This window comes from Cupriavidus necator A5-1 (assembly GCF_000744095.1).
Lineage (GTDB): Bacteria > Pseudomonadota > Gammaproteobacteria > Burkholderiales > Burkholderiaceae > Cupriavidus > Cupriavidus necator_A.
In genome coordinates this window covers 121,023-136,838 of sequence record NZ_JQLI01000001.1, presented here as the reverse complement: position 1 = coordinate 136,838, position 15,816 = coordinate 121,023, and the positions used below count along the sequence as shown (strand labels likewise).

The 15,816-nt window shown below is 61.7% G+C and carries 15 protein-coding genes and 2 pseudogenes; 8 read left to right on the top strand and 9 right to left on the bottom strand.

What is annotated here, in order from left to right:
• Nucleotides 1–168 precede the first annotated feature (168 nt).
• A complete protein-coding gene (locus K307_RS00695) occupies nucleotides 169–615 on the top strand; it encodes a winged helix-turn-helix transcriptional regulator (protein WP_196251501.1) in 447 nt (148 codons plus the stop codon).
• 709 nt (nucleotides 616–1,324) lie between these two features.
• Here K307_RS00695 and K307_RS00690 read toward each other — a convergent pair.
• Nucleotides 1,325–1,786: a methyltransferase family protein gene (locus K307_RS00690; RefSeq protein WP_035825701.1), complete on the bottom strand. Its 462-nt coding sequence runs from the start codon at nucleotides 1,784–1,786 to the stop codon at nucleotides 1,325–1,327.
• Nucleotides 1,787–1,884: 98 nt separating this feature from the next.
• Complete coding sequence (locus tag K307_RS00685) at nucleotides 1,885–2,778, bottom strand: NAD(P)/FAD-dependent oxidoreductase (RefSeq protein WP_042875698.1); 894 nt, start codon at nucleotides 2,776–2,778, stop codon at nucleotides 1,885–1,887.
• A gap of 447 nt (nucleotides 2,779–3,225) precedes the next feature.
• Here K307_RS00685 and K307_RS00680 point away from each other — a divergent pair, with 447 nt between their 5' ends.
• Complete coding sequence (locus K307_RS00680; RefSeq protein WP_329955785.1) at nucleotides 3,226–3,912, top strand: TetR/AcrR family transcriptional regulator; 687 nt, start codon at nucleotides 3,226–3,228, stop codon at nucleotides 3,910–3,912.
• A gap of 228 nt (nucleotides 3,913–4,140) precedes the next feature.
• On the opposite strand, the pseudogene K307_RS44995 reads toward K307_RS00680, so the two are convergent.
• The 5 genes and pseudogenes from K307_RS44995 to K307_RS00655 all read right to left on the bottom strand — a co-directional run.
• Nucleotides 4,141–4,457, bottom strand: a pseudogene (locus K307_RS44995) (3-hydroxyacyl-CoA dehydrogenase NAD-binding domain-containing protein); the annotation flags it as partial.
• Nucleotides 4,458–4,883: 426 nt separating this feature from the next.
• The gene (locus K307_RS00670; RefSeq protein WP_042875696.1) at nucleotides 4,884–5,885 is read right to left on the bottom strand and encodes an NADP-dependent oxidoreductase; all 1,002 of its coding nucleotides are present in this window, start codon (nucleotides 5,883–5,885) and stop codon (nucleotides 4,884–4,886) included.
• Between the two features lie 6 nt (nucleotides 5,886–5,891).
• Complete coding sequence (locus K307_RS00665) at nucleotides 5,892–6,755, bottom strand: alpha/beta fold hydrolase (RefSeq protein WP_042875695.1); 864 nt, start codon at nucleotides 6,753–6,755, stop codon at nucleotides 5,892–5,894.
• A gap of 42 nt (nucleotides 6,756–6,797) precedes the next feature.
• Entirely contained in the window at nucleotides 6,798–7,586 is a 789-nt protein-coding gene (locus K307_RS00660) for an SDR family NAD(P)-dependent oxidoreductase (RefSeq protein WP_042875694.1), read from the bottom strand.
• A 52-nt stretch (nucleotides 7,587–7,638) separates the two neighbouring features.
• Nucleotides 7,639–8,721, bottom strand: coding sequence for an alkene reductase (locus tag K307_RS00655; RefSeq protein WP_042875692.1), 1,083 nt, complete (start codon nucleotides 8,719–8,721; stop codon nucleotides 7,639–7,641).
• Between the two features lie 131 nt (nucleotides 8,722–8,852).
• On the opposite strand from K307_RS00655, the gene K307_RS00650 reads away from it, so the two are divergent.
• The 5 genes and pseudogenes from K307_RS00650 to K307_RS44980 all read left to right on the top strand — a co-directional run bounded on the left by K307_RS00650 (nucleotide 8,853) and on the right by K307_RS44980 (nucleotide 13,697).
• Nucleotides 8,853–9,503: a TetR/AcrR family transcriptional regulator gene (locus K307_RS00650; RefSeq protein WP_042875691.1), complete on the top strand. Its 651-nt coding sequence runs from the start codon at nucleotides 8,853–8,855 to the stop codon at nucleotides 9,501–9,503.
• A gap of 30 nt (nucleotides 9,504–9,533) precedes the next feature.
• Nucleotides 9,534–11,086, top strand: a protein-coding gene (locus tag K307_RS00640) for an IS3 family transposase (protein WP_230625384.1) whose coding sequence is annotated in 2 segments (ribosomal slippage) — nucleotides 9,534–9,996 and nucleotides 9,996–11,086 — 1,554 coding nt in all. Because the reading frame shifts where the segments join, the coding sequence is not laid out codon by codon here.
• Between the two features lie 476 nt (nucleotides 11,087–11,562).
• Nucleotides 11,563–12,303, top strand: coding sequence for a hypothetical protein (locus K307_RS00635; protein ID WP_042875689.1), 741 nt, complete (start codon nucleotides 11,563–11,565; stop codon nucleotides 12,301–12,303).
• A gap of 424 nt (nucleotides 12,304–12,727) precedes the next feature.
• Nucleotides 12,728–13,256 (top strand): annotated as a pseudogene (locus tag K307_RS44985) (IS66 family transposase); the annotation flags it as partial.
• 147 nt (nucleotides 13,257–13,403) lie between these two features.
• Complete coding sequence (locus K307_RS44980; RefSeq protein ID WP_080744799.1) at nucleotides 13,404–13,697, top strand: YciI family protein; 294 nt, start codon at nucleotides 13,404–13,406, stop codon at nucleotides 13,695–13,697.
• 385 nt (nucleotides 13,698–14,082) lie between these two features.
• Here the strand turns inward: K307_RS44980 and K307_RS44025 are convergent, their stop codons facing one another.
• Nucleotides 14,083–14,352, bottom strand: coding sequence for a hypothetical protein (locus K307_RS44025; protein ID WP_051974536.1), 270 nt, complete (start codon nucleotides 14,350–14,352; stop codon nucleotides 14,083–14,085).
• A gap of 254 nt (nucleotides 14,353–14,606) precedes the next feature.
• Between K307_RS44025 and K307_RS50765 the strand changes: the two genes are divergently transcribed.
• Nucleotides 14,607–14,831, top strand: a complete 225-nt coding sequence (locus tag K307_RS50765) for an IclR family transcriptional regulator C-terminal domain-containing protein (RefSeq protein ID WP_230625383.1) — start codon at nucleotides 14,607–14,609, stop codon at nucleotides 14,829–14,831.
• Between the two features lie 63 nt (nucleotides 14,832–14,894).
• Here K307_RS50765 and K307_RS00615 read toward each other — a convergent pair whose 3' ends face one another.
• Nucleotides 14,895–15,776 (bottom strand): LysR substrate-binding domain-containing protein, encoded by an 882-nt coding sequence (locus K307_RS00615; RefSeq protein ID WP_042875686.1) that lies wholly within the window; start codon nucleotides 15,774–15,776, stop codon nucleotides 14,895–14,897.
• Nucleotides 15,777–15,816: the final 40 nt, after the last annotated feature.

Here is a 15,816-nt window from a genome sequence, read left to right as displayed (position 1 = left end):
TGGCTGAACTGCTCGCGAGCGGCATATCGGACGTGGTCGCGTGCAGCTCGATCTGGGAGGATTGTGACATCGCGTGCTGTGCTACTATGAAAATAATAGTAACACTGGAGATCAGTTGTGGCACGTGTGACGGAGAAGGCAAATACGGTGTGTCCGGTGGCGCGCTCGATGGATATCGTCGGCGACCGGTGGACAGTCCTGGTGCTCCGGGAGCTGTACATGGGTGAAACGCGTTTCGAAGAGATACAGATCCAGACGAATGCGACGCCTCAGATGCTCGCTACGCGTTTGAAGGCGCTTGAGGCGGATGGCATGGTTGAGCGTCAACCATACACCGAGTGGCCGCTGCGTTATGAGTATCGTCTGACCCAAAAGGGGTGGGCTTTCTATCCCGTCGTTTACGCATTGCGGGCGTGGGGAGAAACATGGTGCAAAGATGACAACGAAGAAGTCGCCATGCACTTTGTGCATCGTGAGTGCGGCCACGATGTGGGTCTCGCCAGTGTGTGTCCGCAATGCGGGATCGAGGTGCAGCGAGAGGACCTGGATGCGTCGCTTGGCAGTCAATTTGCGACGGAGCGCGCAGAACGACGCGCTGTCTTCAAGAGGAAATAGGGGTCCGATGTCGCGTCTCGAGCGGTCGTTCGAGCAGTACGCCAACGCGCGAAGATAGCGCATCAGCGCCGCGTGCCATGCGCCGGCGGCGAGCGACGTTTCTTCTCCCCGGCCACGCGCTCGAGGTTCGCGTCAGCGGATTCGCGGATCATGTCGGTCAATGCGCGCAGCCCCGCAGGCAGTCCGCTTGACGTTCTCTATGTACCCTTGGCAACGGCGTACCCGCTGCTTGACGTCCGCTTGGCGAAGGGTAGTTTGCGCCGTCGATGACCATGATGCGACCGCCATCGGCATTCTTCTCGATCTTCTCGCGGCCAGTGGGGCCCCACCGTAAGTGTGAGCGAGAAGCGCATCTCATCGTCCAGGAGGATAAGAAGAGGCACAACGAACGCCCGCTCTTCGGCCGATCCGGCCGCTGGTGCCTGCACCGTCGAGTGACCGACAAGGGTCGGTCAGAGACGGTCGCGGTTTCGCTGCGGCAATCGGACCGAGATCGGCCAGAAGCGGCCGTTCGACATGCGCGTGCAAATTGCACACAATCCCGGGGTTCGGGGCAACGACAGCTCCAAGTCCTCAAAATCAGAAGGCACCCATATCAACTAAGCGGCTGTCCAGGCAAAATTTAGCCGAGAACCGGCGCTGTCTGCGTCAACCGGAGCGTTGGTCAGGCGGTTGACTTAGGGGAAAGTGCTTGCAGACCCGTCAGGCCTCATACCCATCTGCGTACCCTCCCTTTGTAAGCCTCGTACTCTGCCCCAAATAGAGACGCCAACACACGTTCTTCCGGAATGATTTGGAACCGAGTGATGTAAAGGACGTACACGACCACCCATAGGACGGCGAGTGGATTCACCAGAAACACTGCCCACGCCAACAGGGTAAGCAAGAGCCCGACATACATGGGGTTGCGCGTATAGCGGTACACGCCTTGGATGACCAACGAGGACGCCAAGCTTGCCTTAACCGGGTTCACGGTGGTCTTGGCGCGCCGAAACGCAACCATTCCGGCGATGCTGATGCCTTGGCCGACGCACACCAAAACGACAGCGCAGAGCACGCGGGCCGGATAGGGAATCTGCACAAGGCCCACGACGGCTGGCGTCAGCCACATAAGAAGCGCCAAGACAAGCGCCACGATGGGGGGAGGAACCTTCAGTTCAAGCACGCTCATAACACTCCATGATGAGGCCTAGTGCCCGGCATGACCCGCCACGCACACACCTGATTAGCGGCAGGTCTTGCGGATCACGCCCTCGGGAATCTATGCCCTCAAACCAGCATCGACTGCTGGGCGAAGATACCCGCCATCGCGCCCTGCGATGATGCAAGCGTGACCGAGGGCAAGAAGGGCGTGGCGAGATCGCCGGCGGCGTAGATGCCGGGCATGCTGGTTTGGCGGCGCTCGTCGACCTTGAGGGCGATGCCGACGGGCGTATCCACCGTGGCGAGGCCCAGTGATTCATGCAGGCTTGCGGACGGCTTGTTGCGCGGATGGGCGAACAGGATGTCGACCGCGATATTGCGGCGGGTATCGAGATTGACGGTGGTGATATGGCCCTTGTGATGGGCGATCTCGATGATCCGGCCATCGACAACAGGTATGGTGCGGCGCGTCAGATCGACCTGGATATCGGGCGGAATGTCGTGACCATCGGCGAAGACAGTCAACTTGTCGGTCCAATCGTGGAACAGCCTGACAGACTGGTGCGACTGCGGGCCGGACCAGACGAGGCCCCAATGCTGGCCGGCGACTTCAAAGCCGTCGCAATAGGGGCAGGGCACGATGGACGTGCCCCAGCTTTCGGCAAAGCCGGGAACATCAGGCATCTGGTCGGCGACGCCATAGCTCAGGATCAGGCGGCGCGCCTCAAGGCTTTCGCCATCGCCAGTAAGGACGGAGAAACGGTCGATGGCGCCGGAGACGCTGTCGGCCCGGGCACTGACCAGCCTGATCGTGGGATAACGCGCCAGTTGCTGACGCGCCTCGGCTAGGATGTCCAGCGGTGGCTTGTGATCGTGGCCGAGCAGGCCATGCGAGTGGCCGGCGAAGCGATTGCGCGGCAAGCCGGTATCGAGAACGGTGACCTTGCGGCGGGCACGGCCGAGCTGCAGGGCGGCGGCGAGGCCGGCAAAGCTGCCGCCGATGATGATGACGTCATTCATGGTGATGAGCTCCGTGTTGTGGATGGGGGCGGGCTGGGCCTGGCGCGCAATATCGTCCAGCGTTACGCGCTCGAGACGGGCAGCGGGGCCGGCCTGCGGCTGCTACAAGAAGAGGAAGTCATAGGCGGATTAATTATTGGACTACAAGTATAGTAATGTGAGACGGGAATAGCAAACTGTCAAGTCCAATTAATCTTCCACAGTCCGCCCTGCTTGATGGCCCGCTGCTGCCGCTGCTCGCCCTGCCCACCGTTGGGGGTGATGTTCCTCGTAACCCTGCTCAGCGCGGCGGAGACCTATTTCGTGAGTTTGCTCGGCATGGACACGCGATCGCCGCGGCGTCGCGGGTGGTGCCCGCCACGCCTGCTGCGAGGTCCAGTCGGTCGTATCTGTTGCGTCATGGGGGTTCCTCGGGCCGCCGTCAGTTACTGGACCATAAGTCCAATAATGCGCGCGAGCTATAATGAACTGTCGAATCCACTAAATCTGCCCATGGCCCGCCCCCCAGTTCCCGCTCCCAAGCCCCAACGCGGGAGGCCACGCGATCCCGAGCGCCTGCGGCGCATTCTGGAAGCGGCGCAAAGGCACTTCAATGAGCATGGCCTGGAGCGTGCCAGCGTGGATGCCATCGCCGCGGACGCCGGTGTGGCAAAGATGACCGTGTACAGCAACTTCGGCTCCAAGGAGAGGCTGTTCCAGGCGGTCGTGCGCGACAGGACGGCGACGGTGGTGGCTGGCGTCCCGGGCGCCGGGGCGCTGGACCCGGACCAGCCGGAGAAGGCGCTGCTGGCGATCGGCGCCCGGTTTCTCGCACTGGCGCGCGGGGACGACGCCCTGGGCGCGTTGCGCTCTGTCTACGGCGTCGCGGGGGCGCAGCCGGAAGCCTGCCGTGCGTTCTACAAGGACGGCCCGGAGCGTGTGAACGGCGAGCTGGCTGCATACCTGCGCCGTGCCGACTCGGCGGGCACGCTGAAGGTGCGGAACCCGCTTCAGGCGGCGGACCTGTTCCTGTCGATGTTCCTGGGCTCCGGGCACATCCGCGGACTGCTGAAGCTCGAGATGCCGGATACCCGGGAAAACAGGGCTCTTCTGCGCGAGGCCGTTCGGGTCTTCATGGCGGCATACGGTGCGTAGGCTCCACAAAGCGGCCTGAGGTCGTGAGCATGCGGCGCGAAGCGAAGATCTCTGCCTGTGCGCGGCTGCCTCGGGATGGCAGGCGGCCTGCTGGTGCTCGCGGTGGCCAGGCTTTCGGCGCAGCGGGCGTCACGTCCGTCTGCGTGAAGACGCGACCGCGCGGGCTCCGAGCGGCTCCACCGCACGCGTGTACTGCGCCGAATGATCCGGCGGCACCCACGCGCCGCTGGCGACCAGATCGCGCTTTACTTCCAGCTTTTCGACGATCGCTTCCACCACCATTTCGCAGGCGGCCAGGTCTTCCAGCGCGTTGCATGCCTTGACGCGTGCCAGCGCCGCTTCGCTGTCGGCGGCGCTGATCTTGCCCTTGTCGGCCAGCTTAGCGAAGGTATCCTGCAGCTACTGGCGCGCGGCAGCCACATCTTGCGCGTTGATGTCGTACAGATCGACGGTCAGGCCTGCCTGCGCGGCATCTGGGCGATGCCCCGGCCAATGGCGCCGGTACCGACTGTACCGACAACGTTGATTTTCTTCGCGTAGACAATTTGAGTTTCCCCTGGCCTGGCTCTCGGCCAGGGTCTTTGGTCAACTTGCCTCTGAAGACCGAACCTCAGACAGGTCTGCGACGAGACTACACGCAAAGCACCGCGCTACATCAGTTGATTTCCAGAGTATGGAACAAAGGGCGATTGGCCGGTTTGAAGGCGGTAGCAGACCCACGCGAAGAACCCTTGAATGACTCAGAAGGGTCGTCTTCTGCCCTATGCGGACCGGTGAGGAAGAACGCTCGGTTGTGCTCGGCGTCGGGCCGGACCCGGCCAACAAGCGTCATTCGCTCGCGCTTGTGCTCGGACGTTCGGGCGGCGGCTCTGCACCTCTAACCGGCCATCCGGTTCTCCATGAGCCTTAACCTAGTCACCCGCGTCTTCAGTCGCTAGGGCAAGCTCCTGCACAGTCAACCGTTTGGCCACTCACTTGATCTTCACGACGACCTTGCCCTTCGCGCGTCCCTGGGCCAAGTATTCAAGCGCTTCCTTCGCTTGCTCGAACGAAAAAACCCTGTCGATCACCGGACGAATGTGTTCCGACTCGAGAAGTCCTCCAATCTCGGCGAGTTGGGCGCCGTCGGGACGGACGAATAGAAATGAGTAGGTGACGTCCCGTTTTCTTGCAAGGCGCATGATTTTTCGGCTCATCAAGCCGAACACGAACGTTAGAAAGAAATTCAGGCGTCGTGCGCGTGCGAACGCTGCGTCCAACGGACCGATGAGCGAGACAACCTTGCTCCCTGGTTTGAGAATGCCGATGGCTTTCTCGATCGCATCGCCCCGCAGTGTACCGAGCACGACGTCGTAGCCCCGCAGCACTTTTTCGAAGTTCTCCTTCTTATAATCAACCACCTCGTCTGCGCCCAGCGTGGTGACCAGTGGGACATTACCCGTGCTGGTGGTCGTTCCTACCTTGGCACCAAAGTACTTTGCTAGCTGGATCGCGAACGTACCGATACCGCCCGACCCCGCAGGGATGAACACTTTCTGGCCAGCTCGAACATTGGCACGCTCCTTCAATGCTTGCCACGAGGTGAGGCCAACCATCGGAACGGAGGCGGCCTGCACAAAGTCGAGCTTGGCCGGCTTCGGTGCGGCAACGCTTTCCGGCACCGCCGCGAATTCGGCGATCGACCCTCTGCCAAGATCGAAGAGACTGGCAAAAACGGCATCGCCCGGCTTGAAACGCGTCACGCGACTGCCAACCTCAACCACCACGCCGGCAATATCGCTGCCTAGCGTTGCTGGTAATTCGAACTTCAGGACGGGCTTGAACGTGCCCGCGGGAATCATGTTGTCGATTGGGTTCAATCCGGCCGCGTGGACCTGCACCAGCAACTCATCCGCCTTTAACGTGGGGCGTGGAACGTCGGCGAACTCGATCTCAGGTGATCTGCCATAGCGTTTGAATGTGAGTGCTTGCATGTTGCTTTAACCAATGTGGGGGGCTGCCAGGAACGCCAGCGCCTTCGACACGAAGTCGGCGTGATATTGAAAGATGCCGCCATGGCCGGCGTCTTCGTAGATGACCAACTGCGCATGGGGAATGCGGCGGGCCATGTCGCGACTCAGTGTGGTGGGCACCATGATGTCGTTGTCGCCGTTGGCGATCAGGACCGGCATGCGCAGGCCGGAGAGATCCTGCGGCACCTGCTGGCCCCAAGCCTTAATCGCCTTGAGCTGGCGCAAGAAGGCGCGGGGTGTCGGTCCCCTGTCGCGATCGGCGCGGCGCTCCTTCAGTCTTTTCAGGAAGGCGCTTGCCGCCTGCCGGCCGATGGCCGTAGTGGTGAAGAAGAGATAGGTCTTGGGGTCGCGTAGCGTCAGCAGGCCCTTGAGTATCAGCGGCCACGACACCGCACCGACACGATCGATGCCCTGACCGCCCGCGGGGCCCGTGCCGGTAAGGATGAGCTTGCGCACAAGGGCAGGCGCCTTCAGGGCCACGTCCTGTGCCACGAAACCGCCAAGCGAAAAGCCGAGCAGATTTACTTGATCGAAACCCATCGCGCGGATCACCGCGATAGTGTCGCGCGCCATCTCGTCGACGGTCACCGACGCGGTGCCGCCGGACAAACCGATTCCGCGATAGTCGATGGCAATAACGTGGTGCTCACGAGCCAGGCCATCTACGATGCGCGGGTCGAAGTTGTCCAGCACGGCGCCCCAGTGGTTGAGGAGGACCAGCGGGGTACCGCCATGCTGTCCCAGTTCGCGATAAGCGAACGTGGTTCCGCCCGCCTCTACGAGCTTGGTCTGAGCGTGGGCATAAGACGCCTGCAGCGCTTTGAAGTTCATGGTCGATTCTCGTCGGGGGTGACGCCCCGGTCATTGTGGCGGTCAGGCTTCGGGCCGATAGCGTTCGGCCGCCTGGGCTTGTCGAATGTCCGATATGAGCCCTTGACGCGCGCCATCCAATGCGTCCCAGCGCGCCGCCACGTGCAGCGGCGGGATAGTCACGAGTTCGCGGCGATCGAAGCCGACCAGTGCCGCATCAACCAGTTCGCCGACTTCCATCACCTCGGGTAGCGTATTGACGTCGATGCCGGCGCGCCCCCATATTTCCGTGCGGGTCGCCGCTGGGAGCACCGCCTGCACGTAGACGCCGCTGGGCGACAACTCGAGGTTCAATCCCTGCGACAGGAACAGCACAAACGCCTTGGTGGCGCCGTAAATCGACATGCCGAACTCGGGCGCGAAACCTACCACCGAGCCGATGTTGACGATTGCGCCGGTACCCGACTCCACGAAGCGCGGAGCGGCGGCGGCTGCAAGCCGCGTAAGCGCCGTGGTGTTGAGCGTGATCAGGCGTTCGATGCCCTCAGGCGTCTGCTGCACGAAGCCGCCCGATTGAGCCATCCCGGCGTTGTTGATCAGGATGCCTATGCGAGCATCCTCGCGCAGACGAGTCTCGACCCCGGCAAGGTCGGCGGGCTGGGTGAGGTCGGCCTGCAGCACTTCCACGGCCACCCCACTTTCTTCACGCAGCCGCGCGGCCAGCGTTTCGAGGCGCGCCTTGTCGCGTGCAACCAGCACAAGGTCGTGGCCGCGGCGGGCGAAGCGCTCGGCGTAGGTGGCGCCGATGCCGGAGGAGGCGCCGGTGATGAGAACAGTCGGAAGCGTGGTCATGAATAATTTTCTTTTCAAGGCGGTTCGGACGCGGATGCAAGCGGCGCGCGACTCAGGCTGTGATGGATGGATAATCGGTGTAGCCCGCAGCGCCGCCACCATAGAGCGTGGCGAAGTCGGGCTGGGCCAATGGGGCGCCCGTCTTCAGGCGTTTGACCAGGTCGGGGTTGCTGATGAAGGCACGGCCGAAAGCGAACAGGTCTGCCTTGCCCTGTTTGAGCCTGGCGGTGGCGAGTTCCAGGTCGTACCCGTTGTTGGCCAGGTACGTTTGCCTGAAGCGGCGGCGCAGCGCGTCGTAGTCAAACGGTGCGACATCGCGCGGGCCGCCGGTCGCGCCCTCGACCACATGCAGGTAGACGATGCCCAGCGCGCTGAGCTGCCCGGCGATGTAGTCGTACTGCGGCTGAGGGTCGCTGCTCGAAATGCCATTTACCGGTGACACAGGCGAGATGCGCACACCGGTTCGGTCGGCGCCGATTTCTGCTACCACTGCCGCGACGACTTCCAACAACAGGCGCGCACGGTTCTCGATCGTGCCGCCGTAGGCGTCAGTGCGCTGGTTGGCCCCATCTTTGATGAACTGCTCCAGCAGGTAGCCGTTGGCACCGTGGATCTCCACGCCGTCGAAGCCTGCGGCCATTGCATTTGCCGCGGCTTGGCGAAAGTCGCCAACGATGCCCGGCAGTTCGTTGAGTTCGAGGGCGCGCGGCTGCGACACGTCGACAAAACCGTTGTTGACAAAGGTCTTCGTCGCCGCGCGGATGGCCGAAGGCGCGACCGGCACAGCGCCGTCAGGCTGGACGTCGACGTGCGAGACACGGCCGACGTGCCAGAGTTGCGCGAAGATGCGTCCCCCCTTGGCATGCACAGCCTCGGTGACCTTGCGCCAGCCGACGATTTGCTCGGGCGTGTACAGGCCCGGCGTGTCCTGATAGCCCTGAGCCTGGACCGACACCTGAGTGGCCTCCGTGATGATCAGGCCGGCCGAGGCGCGCTGGGCGTAGTAGGTGGCGGCGAGTTCGCTGGGTACCAGCCCCGCGCCTGCGCGATTGCGAGTCAGCGGCGCCATGACAAAACGATTGGCGAGTGTCAGGCGCCCAAGGTTGTAGGGCTCGAAAAGCGTCTTGTCGGTCATGTTGCGTCAGCCTCTAGGTTGGAATTGCACTCAATGATGACGATCATAATCTTAACTGTCAATGTTTTGATGACGATTAACATCAATGTATAATGGAGCCTTCGCAGACATGAACCCACCGTGGTCAGGAAATGAAGATCACCAAGGCACAGGCACAGGCCAACCGGGAGCACGTTGTCGCGACGGCGTCCAAGATGTTTCGGGAACGTGGCTACGACGGGGTTGGCGTTGCCGATCTGATGGCCGCCGCCGGCTTCACCCACGGCGGCTTTTACAGACAGTTCCGCTCCAAGGCCGACCTGATGGCGGAATCGGCGGCCTGCGGCATCGCGCAGACGGTGGCAATGAGCCAGGGTGTAAACGCGCCAGAGTTCGTGCAGCATTACCTTTCTCGCGAGCACCGCGACACCCGCGCTACCGGTTGCACGATGGCCGCACTAGGCGGGGATGCCGCGCGTCAACCAGAAGCGGTTCGGACCGCGTTCGCGGCTGGCATTGAGAGCCTGCTGGCTGCGCTGAGGCCCGAGGACACTCTTTCGGACGGAGCCGATCCGGGTCGGGCGCGAGCCCGGTCCCTCGACATACTGGCGCACGCGGTGGGCGCCGTCGTCATGTCGCGGGCCTGTCCGGACGACTCGCCGCTGGCCGACGAAATCCTGGCGGTTTGCCGCGACGCGATCCTCGCGTCACTGAGCGTGTCCACAACAGCAAACACTTCTTCGCATGACCGGCGCACTTCCCCCCGGTGTCAGCATAGTTGTCGTGTTACTGATTTCGATTGACCCAGTCTGGGGGCGGTAGAGTCAGAGTGAATGAGAGCCTATTCAGCAGAGAGAAAGGAAGCGCTGTTGCGCCGCATGATGCCTCCTGAGAACGCGTTGGTGTCGGCGCTGGCAAGGGAGACGGGGATCACTGAGCAAACGCTGTATGCTTGGCGTCGACAGATGAAAGCGCAAGGAGTCCCGGTGCCGGGAGATGGAAAGAACCCCGAGGCCTGGTCCTCGGCAGACAAGTTTGCGGTGGTGCTGGAAACCGCGCCGCTCAATGAAGCGGAATTGGCCGAGTATTGCCGCCGCAAGGGTCTTTACGCCGAGCAGATCGCTGCCTGGCGAGAGGCCTGTCGATCGGCCAATGCGAACGCAGGTGAGCAGGCGCGAGAGCAACGGCTTCAGTCGAAAGGTGACAAGAAGCGCATCCAGCAGCTTGAGAAGGAATTACAGCGAAAGGAGAAGGCGCTGGCGGAAGCGGCCGCGTTGCTCATCCTGAGAAAAAAAGCCCAGGCGATTTGGGGAGAAAAAGAGGACGACTGATCAGCGTCCCAGATCGCCGGTTGTGTATATCGTTGATTCGAGAGGCAGAACGCTCAGGCTGCCGACTGGCCCACGCTTGCGACGAGTTGGGTCTGAGCTTGCGCACCTTCCAGCGCTGGGTTCAGGAGGGCGATGAGGTGGTCGCAGATGCTCGCACCACCACTGAGCGGCCAGCGCCAGCCAACAAGCTCAGCGAGCCGGAACGCCAGCTAATTCTTGAGGTAGCCAACAGCGTGGAGTTTGCCAGTTTGCCGCCCAGCCAAATCGTCCCGACGCTGGCGGACCGCGGCCAGTACGTGGCCTCGGGGTCGAGTTTTTATCGTGTCTTGCGTAGTGCGTCGCAGCAGCATCACCGTGGTCGTGCGCGCAAGCCCTCGGCCCGGGTGGTGACCAGCCATTGCGCCACCGGACCCAATCAGGTGTGGAGCTGGGACATCACCTGGATGCCAGCGGAAATCAAGGGACAGTATTACTACTGGTACATGATGCTGGACGTGTTCAGCCGCAAGATCGTCGGTCACGAAGTGCATCGGGCGGAATCGGCGGAGTTGGCGGCGTTGCTCATGCGGCGATCCAGTTTGGCCGAAGGTCTGGCTGGACGTCCTCTGGTTCTGCACTCGGATAACGGCGGTCCAATGAAGGGCGCGACGATGCTGGCCACCCTGGAAAACCTGGGGGTGGTCGCTTCGTTCAGCCGGCCGCGCGTGAGCAATGACAACCCCTACGCCGAGTCGCTGTTCCGGACCTGCAAATATCGGCCGGACTACCCGCGCCAGGCATTCGGCAGCGTGGACGAGGCACGCGCATGGACGCAGCGATTCGTGCGTTGGTACAACCACGAGCACAAGCATAGTGGGCTGAAATTCGTGACACCGGCGCAGCGCCATAGCGGTATATCCGCAGCGGTGCTGGCTCAACGAGAAGCGGTCTATGCAGAGGCGAAGGCCAGAACGCCAGAGCGTTGGTCAGGGTCGACACGGAACTGGAGCTTGGCCGACAAAGTCTGGCTCAATCCGGAACGGATTGAGCCAGCAGAACTAAAGCAGGTTGCGTGAGGTGACGCGACAAGTACGTTGACAAACGCCGCTTCTGGCATTCAGCGACCGGCCGATCGCCAGAACACCAGCGGCGACAACGGCAAGCTGGCCGCCAGGACGATAAAGAAGGCCAAATAGGCGGGCACAACCTGCGCAGAGACAACTCCATGGCGGGGCCGCGCAGCCCATTTGCATGAAGCCGAACAGGACCGGGGCAGCGCCTGCCTTCTGCCCGAACGGCGGCAGCGCGATTGCGGTGCCCAGCGGATGGACCTTCCCGTCCCGACCGGAAACACTATCAGTTCCGCCGAGAAGTAGTAGGCGTCCGCCCAGCCGCTGATGAGCCAGCCCGTTTACACGCGATGACGAGCGGCGGTTGCTCTCTGGAAGCGGCCGTTGCAGCGGGGCAGTCTGAACGGCAGTTCGGGGTCGACAAGCGCCGTTGGCTGGCGCGATGGCAAAGCAACCGAGGCAGCCGCATTACACTGCTGGCTATGAGCCAAAACCCACAACAATCTCCGGCCCGAACACTCCTCACCTCCTATTTCTGGGGTGGCGACGCCATCCGCAGTCGGAGCGTGAGTGACATCGTGCTGTCGGGCACGGTCAATATACCCGAGCCGCCAGCACGTCTGCTCGCGGATTGGGCAAGGGAGATATCGTCCCGCATGACCCTGGAGCCCGGAGACGTCGAGGTTATGCCTCTGGCACGAGCGCGAGCTCGCTGGCCGGACTACTCGCGCTGCGTGCGGGCGGTGTCCGATTGGACGAGCACGCTTGGACTATCTGAAGTGTTTGCCCCGAGCGACGTCGCTCTCATGGCTTGCCGCGGCGCGAGGTATCACCATGACGGAGAGCAGTATGGCGGTGCGGCCTTCTGCAATCTCTTCCTGAGCGAGGACAAGGGGCTGGACGTACATTTTCCGTCGTTGGGTCTTCGAATCCCCCTGAGCCGGGGAAGGGTGTTGATATTCGATCCCTGCCAGCCTCATGGGGTGATTCGACGCGGCAGCAACGGTTTTGATGTGACCGACTTCCCGGCCGACCAGGACTGCACGCAGCTATTTCTGACCTGGGAGCTTCCCATCGAGGATGCCTATGTCGAACAAGCACTCAAGGTCGATTTCGACATTGACCTTTCGACCTCAATCAGGATGAGTGAAGAGCAAGTGTTGCTTAATGGAGACAGGGTCAGCGTGCGCCACGAATCAGGTCAGTGGCGGCGGGCTGACTAGTCGAGTCAATCGTCAAATACTTGCTCTGGAAGAAAGGCGACCGCCGTCTTGGCCGATCTCGGTCGACCGCCTTGGCCGTCACGTTCCGGCCAGGAACGGTCCTTCACCGCTACCCAAGGAACGACCGAAGTACCTTTGGCTGCGGCCTCAAAACGCAGAGTTAAGGAAGGTCTGCGCAACACGAATTTACGCAGATCTCCGACACTCGACGCTTGCGTGATCGCGAAGTGCGATGACTTTGCTTAGATTAGCTGTGCTGTCCTGGCCTGCGACAGCGCACTGTGGCGGCGCCGCTTGCGCCGTGACGCCACGCTTGCATCTCATGCTGTTGCGATGCACAGCTTCTTGCGCACTATCCACAGATTAGGCATCGCGAACAGCATCGTGATCTGCACCTCAAGATTTTGGCGTCAGGGGACTGACCCTGCACCTGGCACGCAGGAACGAGATCAACACCGAGGCGATTCGCCGAATCGGCGAACTGTACGCGATTGAGGCCGAGATCCGCGGCAAACCGCCAACGAGCGAAGACGCGTCCGACGAGAACGAGCGCGCCCCTTACTGGACGCCTTCGAAATATGGTTGCGCTCGACGCTCAGCACCGTTTCGCACAAAAGTGATACCGCGAAGGCCATCAATTACGCACTGAATCAGTGGACTGCGCTAACGCTGTATGTCGACAATGGCTGCGTCGAGATCGACAACAATGCCGCGGAGCGCGCCTTGCGCGCCGTTGCGCTCGGCCGGAAGAACTTCCTACACTTCGGCTCCGACAGTGGTGGTGAACGCGGCGCCGCAATCTATACGCTTGTTGCGACAGCCAAACTGAACGGTCTCGATCCCGAGGCTACCTGCGACACGTCATTGCCCGCATTGCCGAGCGCCCCGTCAATCGCGTCAGCGAACTGCTGCCTTGGGCCGTGGCCGACCAGCTTCGCCCGAACGCAACCTGAACGTCCCTCGTCAAGCACGCTAGTCGGTCGCACGGTTACTATCAATCGGATCGACGACTGCTGCCCTGAGCAATTTGGGCGTTACTCCCCGGCTGACCAAAGCCTTGTTTCGGGTACTATTGCCCCACATATCAGGAGCACGCACGAATGCTATTCGCGGTTCGTTTTCATGACAAACCAGACCACTTGGCGCTGCGCGCGACTCTTCTTGACGCGCACATAGCCTGGCTGCAGCGCCATCAAAATCAAGTTCTGGCTGCGGGCTCGCTAAGACCGGATCCAGACGCAGCTCCAGTTGGTGGCCTATGGATCGTTCAAGCAACCGACAAGGCAGAAATCGAAACGTTATTGCAGTCGGATCCGTTTTGGAGTCATGGTTTGCGCGAGAGTGTCGAAATTCACTCGTGGCATCGCGCATTTCCGGAGCCGGTTCTTATCTGACAGGCCAACCCTCCTGCGAAACTGCTTTGTCATGCGCACAAAGAGAGCATCAGGGTCGCTCGCCCCTTGAACCGGCAATGCTGCACAGGTCAAGTACGTCTTGAATCGGACGCTTACTAACATACCGCATTCGCCTCGCTTGCAGTCAGAGACGAACACGTCGGCGGCGATCAAGGCATCGAGGATGGACGTCCTGGGCTGGACGTCAACGGTCATCTGCGAAAGCGGCCAGTTCGTCCAGAAACACCAGACGGTCGTTGCTGCGCGCGAGGTAATGCAGGTCGAACGGTATGCCCTGAGCGCGAGGCGCATGGGCCATTGACAGTATCGGTGTCACACCGATGCCGCCAGCCACGAGAACGACGCGGGACGATGCTGGCGTGGCTTACAGCGGAAAGCTGTTGAATGGCCCCGTCATTTCGATGGCGTCACCCACCGAATATTCGTCATGCAGGCATCGGGAACCGCCTTTGCCATGCGTTCCACGCTGCACGGCGATGCGGTAGATGGCGGCCCGCCCGGGCACACCGATCAGCGAGTAGTGGTTCTCGAGTTCGCTGCCGTCGCCCGCCCTGATTCCGAGCGTGACATGCGAACCCACCAGCCACTCGGGCAACGGTGCGCCATCGGTGCGGCGGATGTGGAATTCCTTCACGGTTGCGCCGTGCTCGGACGATATTGGCAATGACGTATGACATGGCGTTACCTCACGGCTGCACTGGCGGTTTGAATGGCGATGCATCGAGGTATTCCCAGTGCGTGGCTGATGACGATGACCGACGAACAGGCGGTCGCGCTGGTAATATTGCAGGGCTTCGGACAGCCCCAATGAGTACGAGCCCAATGCGCCGACGACGCTGAAGGCGCTACTGGGATTCCTGCACGGGGGCGCGCGTGCGCGGCTACGCGATGATCGACGAGGTTTTCGCCCCGCGTATGTCGGCAATACCGGTGCCCGTGGTCAGCGGCTCGCGCTGTGTCGGTGTGATCAGCGTTGCCGGTCCGCGGGTGCGGCTGACGACAGAGAGGATTCACGAGTATTCGGCGCTGCTACGCGAGGCGGCAACTGAGTTGGCCCAGTTGACCAACATTCCCTTAGCGCCCGCCGCTCGGCAGGGGATGAACCGACATTAAGGCGGCGCGTATGGCCCCGTGTCAACGCCACGAACGGCCGGCCACCTGCGCCCCGTTGTTCAATCAATGAAACGCGTCAAACGCCTGCCGCACGCATTCCGCGAACCTGCTGGCGAGAAAGTTCAGCGGGAAATGGTCTGATGTCACGGCAAAGCTGCGGAACATGACCTCGCGTGAGAAAGGTATTTCGCATACATCGGCAAGACCCAACGCGCGGCTGACGATAGGACTGACAATGGACACCCCCAGACCTTTGCCGACCATCTTGCAGATGGTGGTCGCATAAGGCGTTTCGATGGCGAACACCCTGGCCCCTATTTGGAAGTGACTGTCGATCTCGCGCCGGTTCGCGCTTTCAATTGGCAGCGAGATGAACTGCTCGGCATCGAAGTCGGCGGGCTCGATGACGCTTCGGGTCGCCAGTCGGTGCGAACGGGGCACGATGCACACCCCGCGCGCAACGTTGATTTCCTCGTAGTGCAGGCTCGGCAAGTCTGTCGGGACCGAGCAGAATCCGATATCGCAAAACCCGGTCGCCGTCCATTTTGCGACGACATCGGATCTGCCGGTATTCAGCAAAACGGGGATATCCGGAAAATGCTGCCGGAAAATCGCCAGCGCGGCCGGCAAGACGCTTTCCGCAATAGATCCGACAGCGCCGATACGAAGCAGGCCGGTACCTCTACGCCGAATCGAATTCGCGCTTTCGTCCAGCGATTCGAGTCCCATGAACGCCCGTTCGACGTCTGCATAAAACGCTTCGGCCTCAGCGGTCGGGAGCAGCTTTGTCCCCACGCGCTGGAAAAGCTGGAATCCCACCTTGCGTTCCAGCATCCCGATCCAGCGGCTGATGTTGGGCTGGGAGGTATGCAGCAAGCCCGCCGCCGTGGTCATGGAGCGCGACATCATCACGGCCCGAAATGCCTCTATCTCCTTGAAATTCATCGAATTCGCTCCTGAAATACGGGGGATTGTGGCATGCGTG

Bases quoted from the DNA above. Each gene is read 5' to 3' on its own strand.
- K307_RS00665 (WP_042875695.1), bottom strand. From the start codon at position 6,755: ATGAACTTCAAAGCGCTGCAGGCGTCTTATGCCCACGCTCAGACCAAG.
- K307_RS00685 (WP_042875698.1), bottom strand. From the start codon at position 2,778: ATGAATGACGTCATCATCATCGGCGGCAGCTTTGCCGGCCTCGCCGCC.
- K307_RS00695 (WP_196251501.1), top strand. From the start codon at position 169: ATGGATATCGTCGGCGACCGGTGGACAGTCCTGGTGCTCCGGGAGCTG.
- K307_RS00650 (WP_042875691.1), top strand. From the start codon at position 8,853: ATGAAGATCACCAAGGCACAGGCACAGGCCAACCGGGAGCACGTTGTC.
- K307_RS00680 (WP_329955785.1), top strand. From the start codon at position 3,226: ATGCGCGCGAGCTATAATGAACTGTCGAATCCACTAAATCTGCCCATG.
- K307_RS00655 (WP_042875692.1), bottom strand. From the start codon at position 8,721: ATGACCGACAAGACGCTTTTCGAGCCCTACAACCTTGGGCGCCTGACA.
- K307_RS44980 (WP_080744799.1), top strand. From the start codon at position 13,404: ATGCTATTCGCGGTTCGTTTTCATGACAAACCAGACCACTTGGCGCTG.
- K307_RS00635 (WP_042875689.1), top strand. From the start codon at position 11,563: ATGAGCCAAAACCCACAACAATCTCCGGCCCGAACACTCCTCACCTCC.
- K307_RS00660 (WP_042875694.1), bottom strand. From the start codon at position 7,586: ATGACCACGCTTCCGACTGTTCTCATCACCGGCGCCTCCTCCGGCATC.
- K307_RS00615 (WP_042875686.1), bottom strand. From the start codon at position 15,776: ATGAATTTCAAGGAGATAGAGGCATTTCGGGCCGTGATGATGTCGCGC.
- K307_RS00690 (WP_035825701.1), bottom strand. From the start codon at position 1,786: ATGAGCGTGCTTGAACTGAAGGTTCCTCCCCCCATCGTGGCGCTTGTC.
- K307_RS50765 (WP_230625383.1), top strand. From the start codon at position 14,607: ATGATCGACGAGGTTTTCGCCCCGCGTATGTCGGCAATACCGGTGCCC.
- K307_RS00670 (WP_042875696.1), bottom strand. From the start codon at position 5,885: ATGCAAGCACTCACATTCAAACGCTATGGCAGATCACCTGAGATCGAG.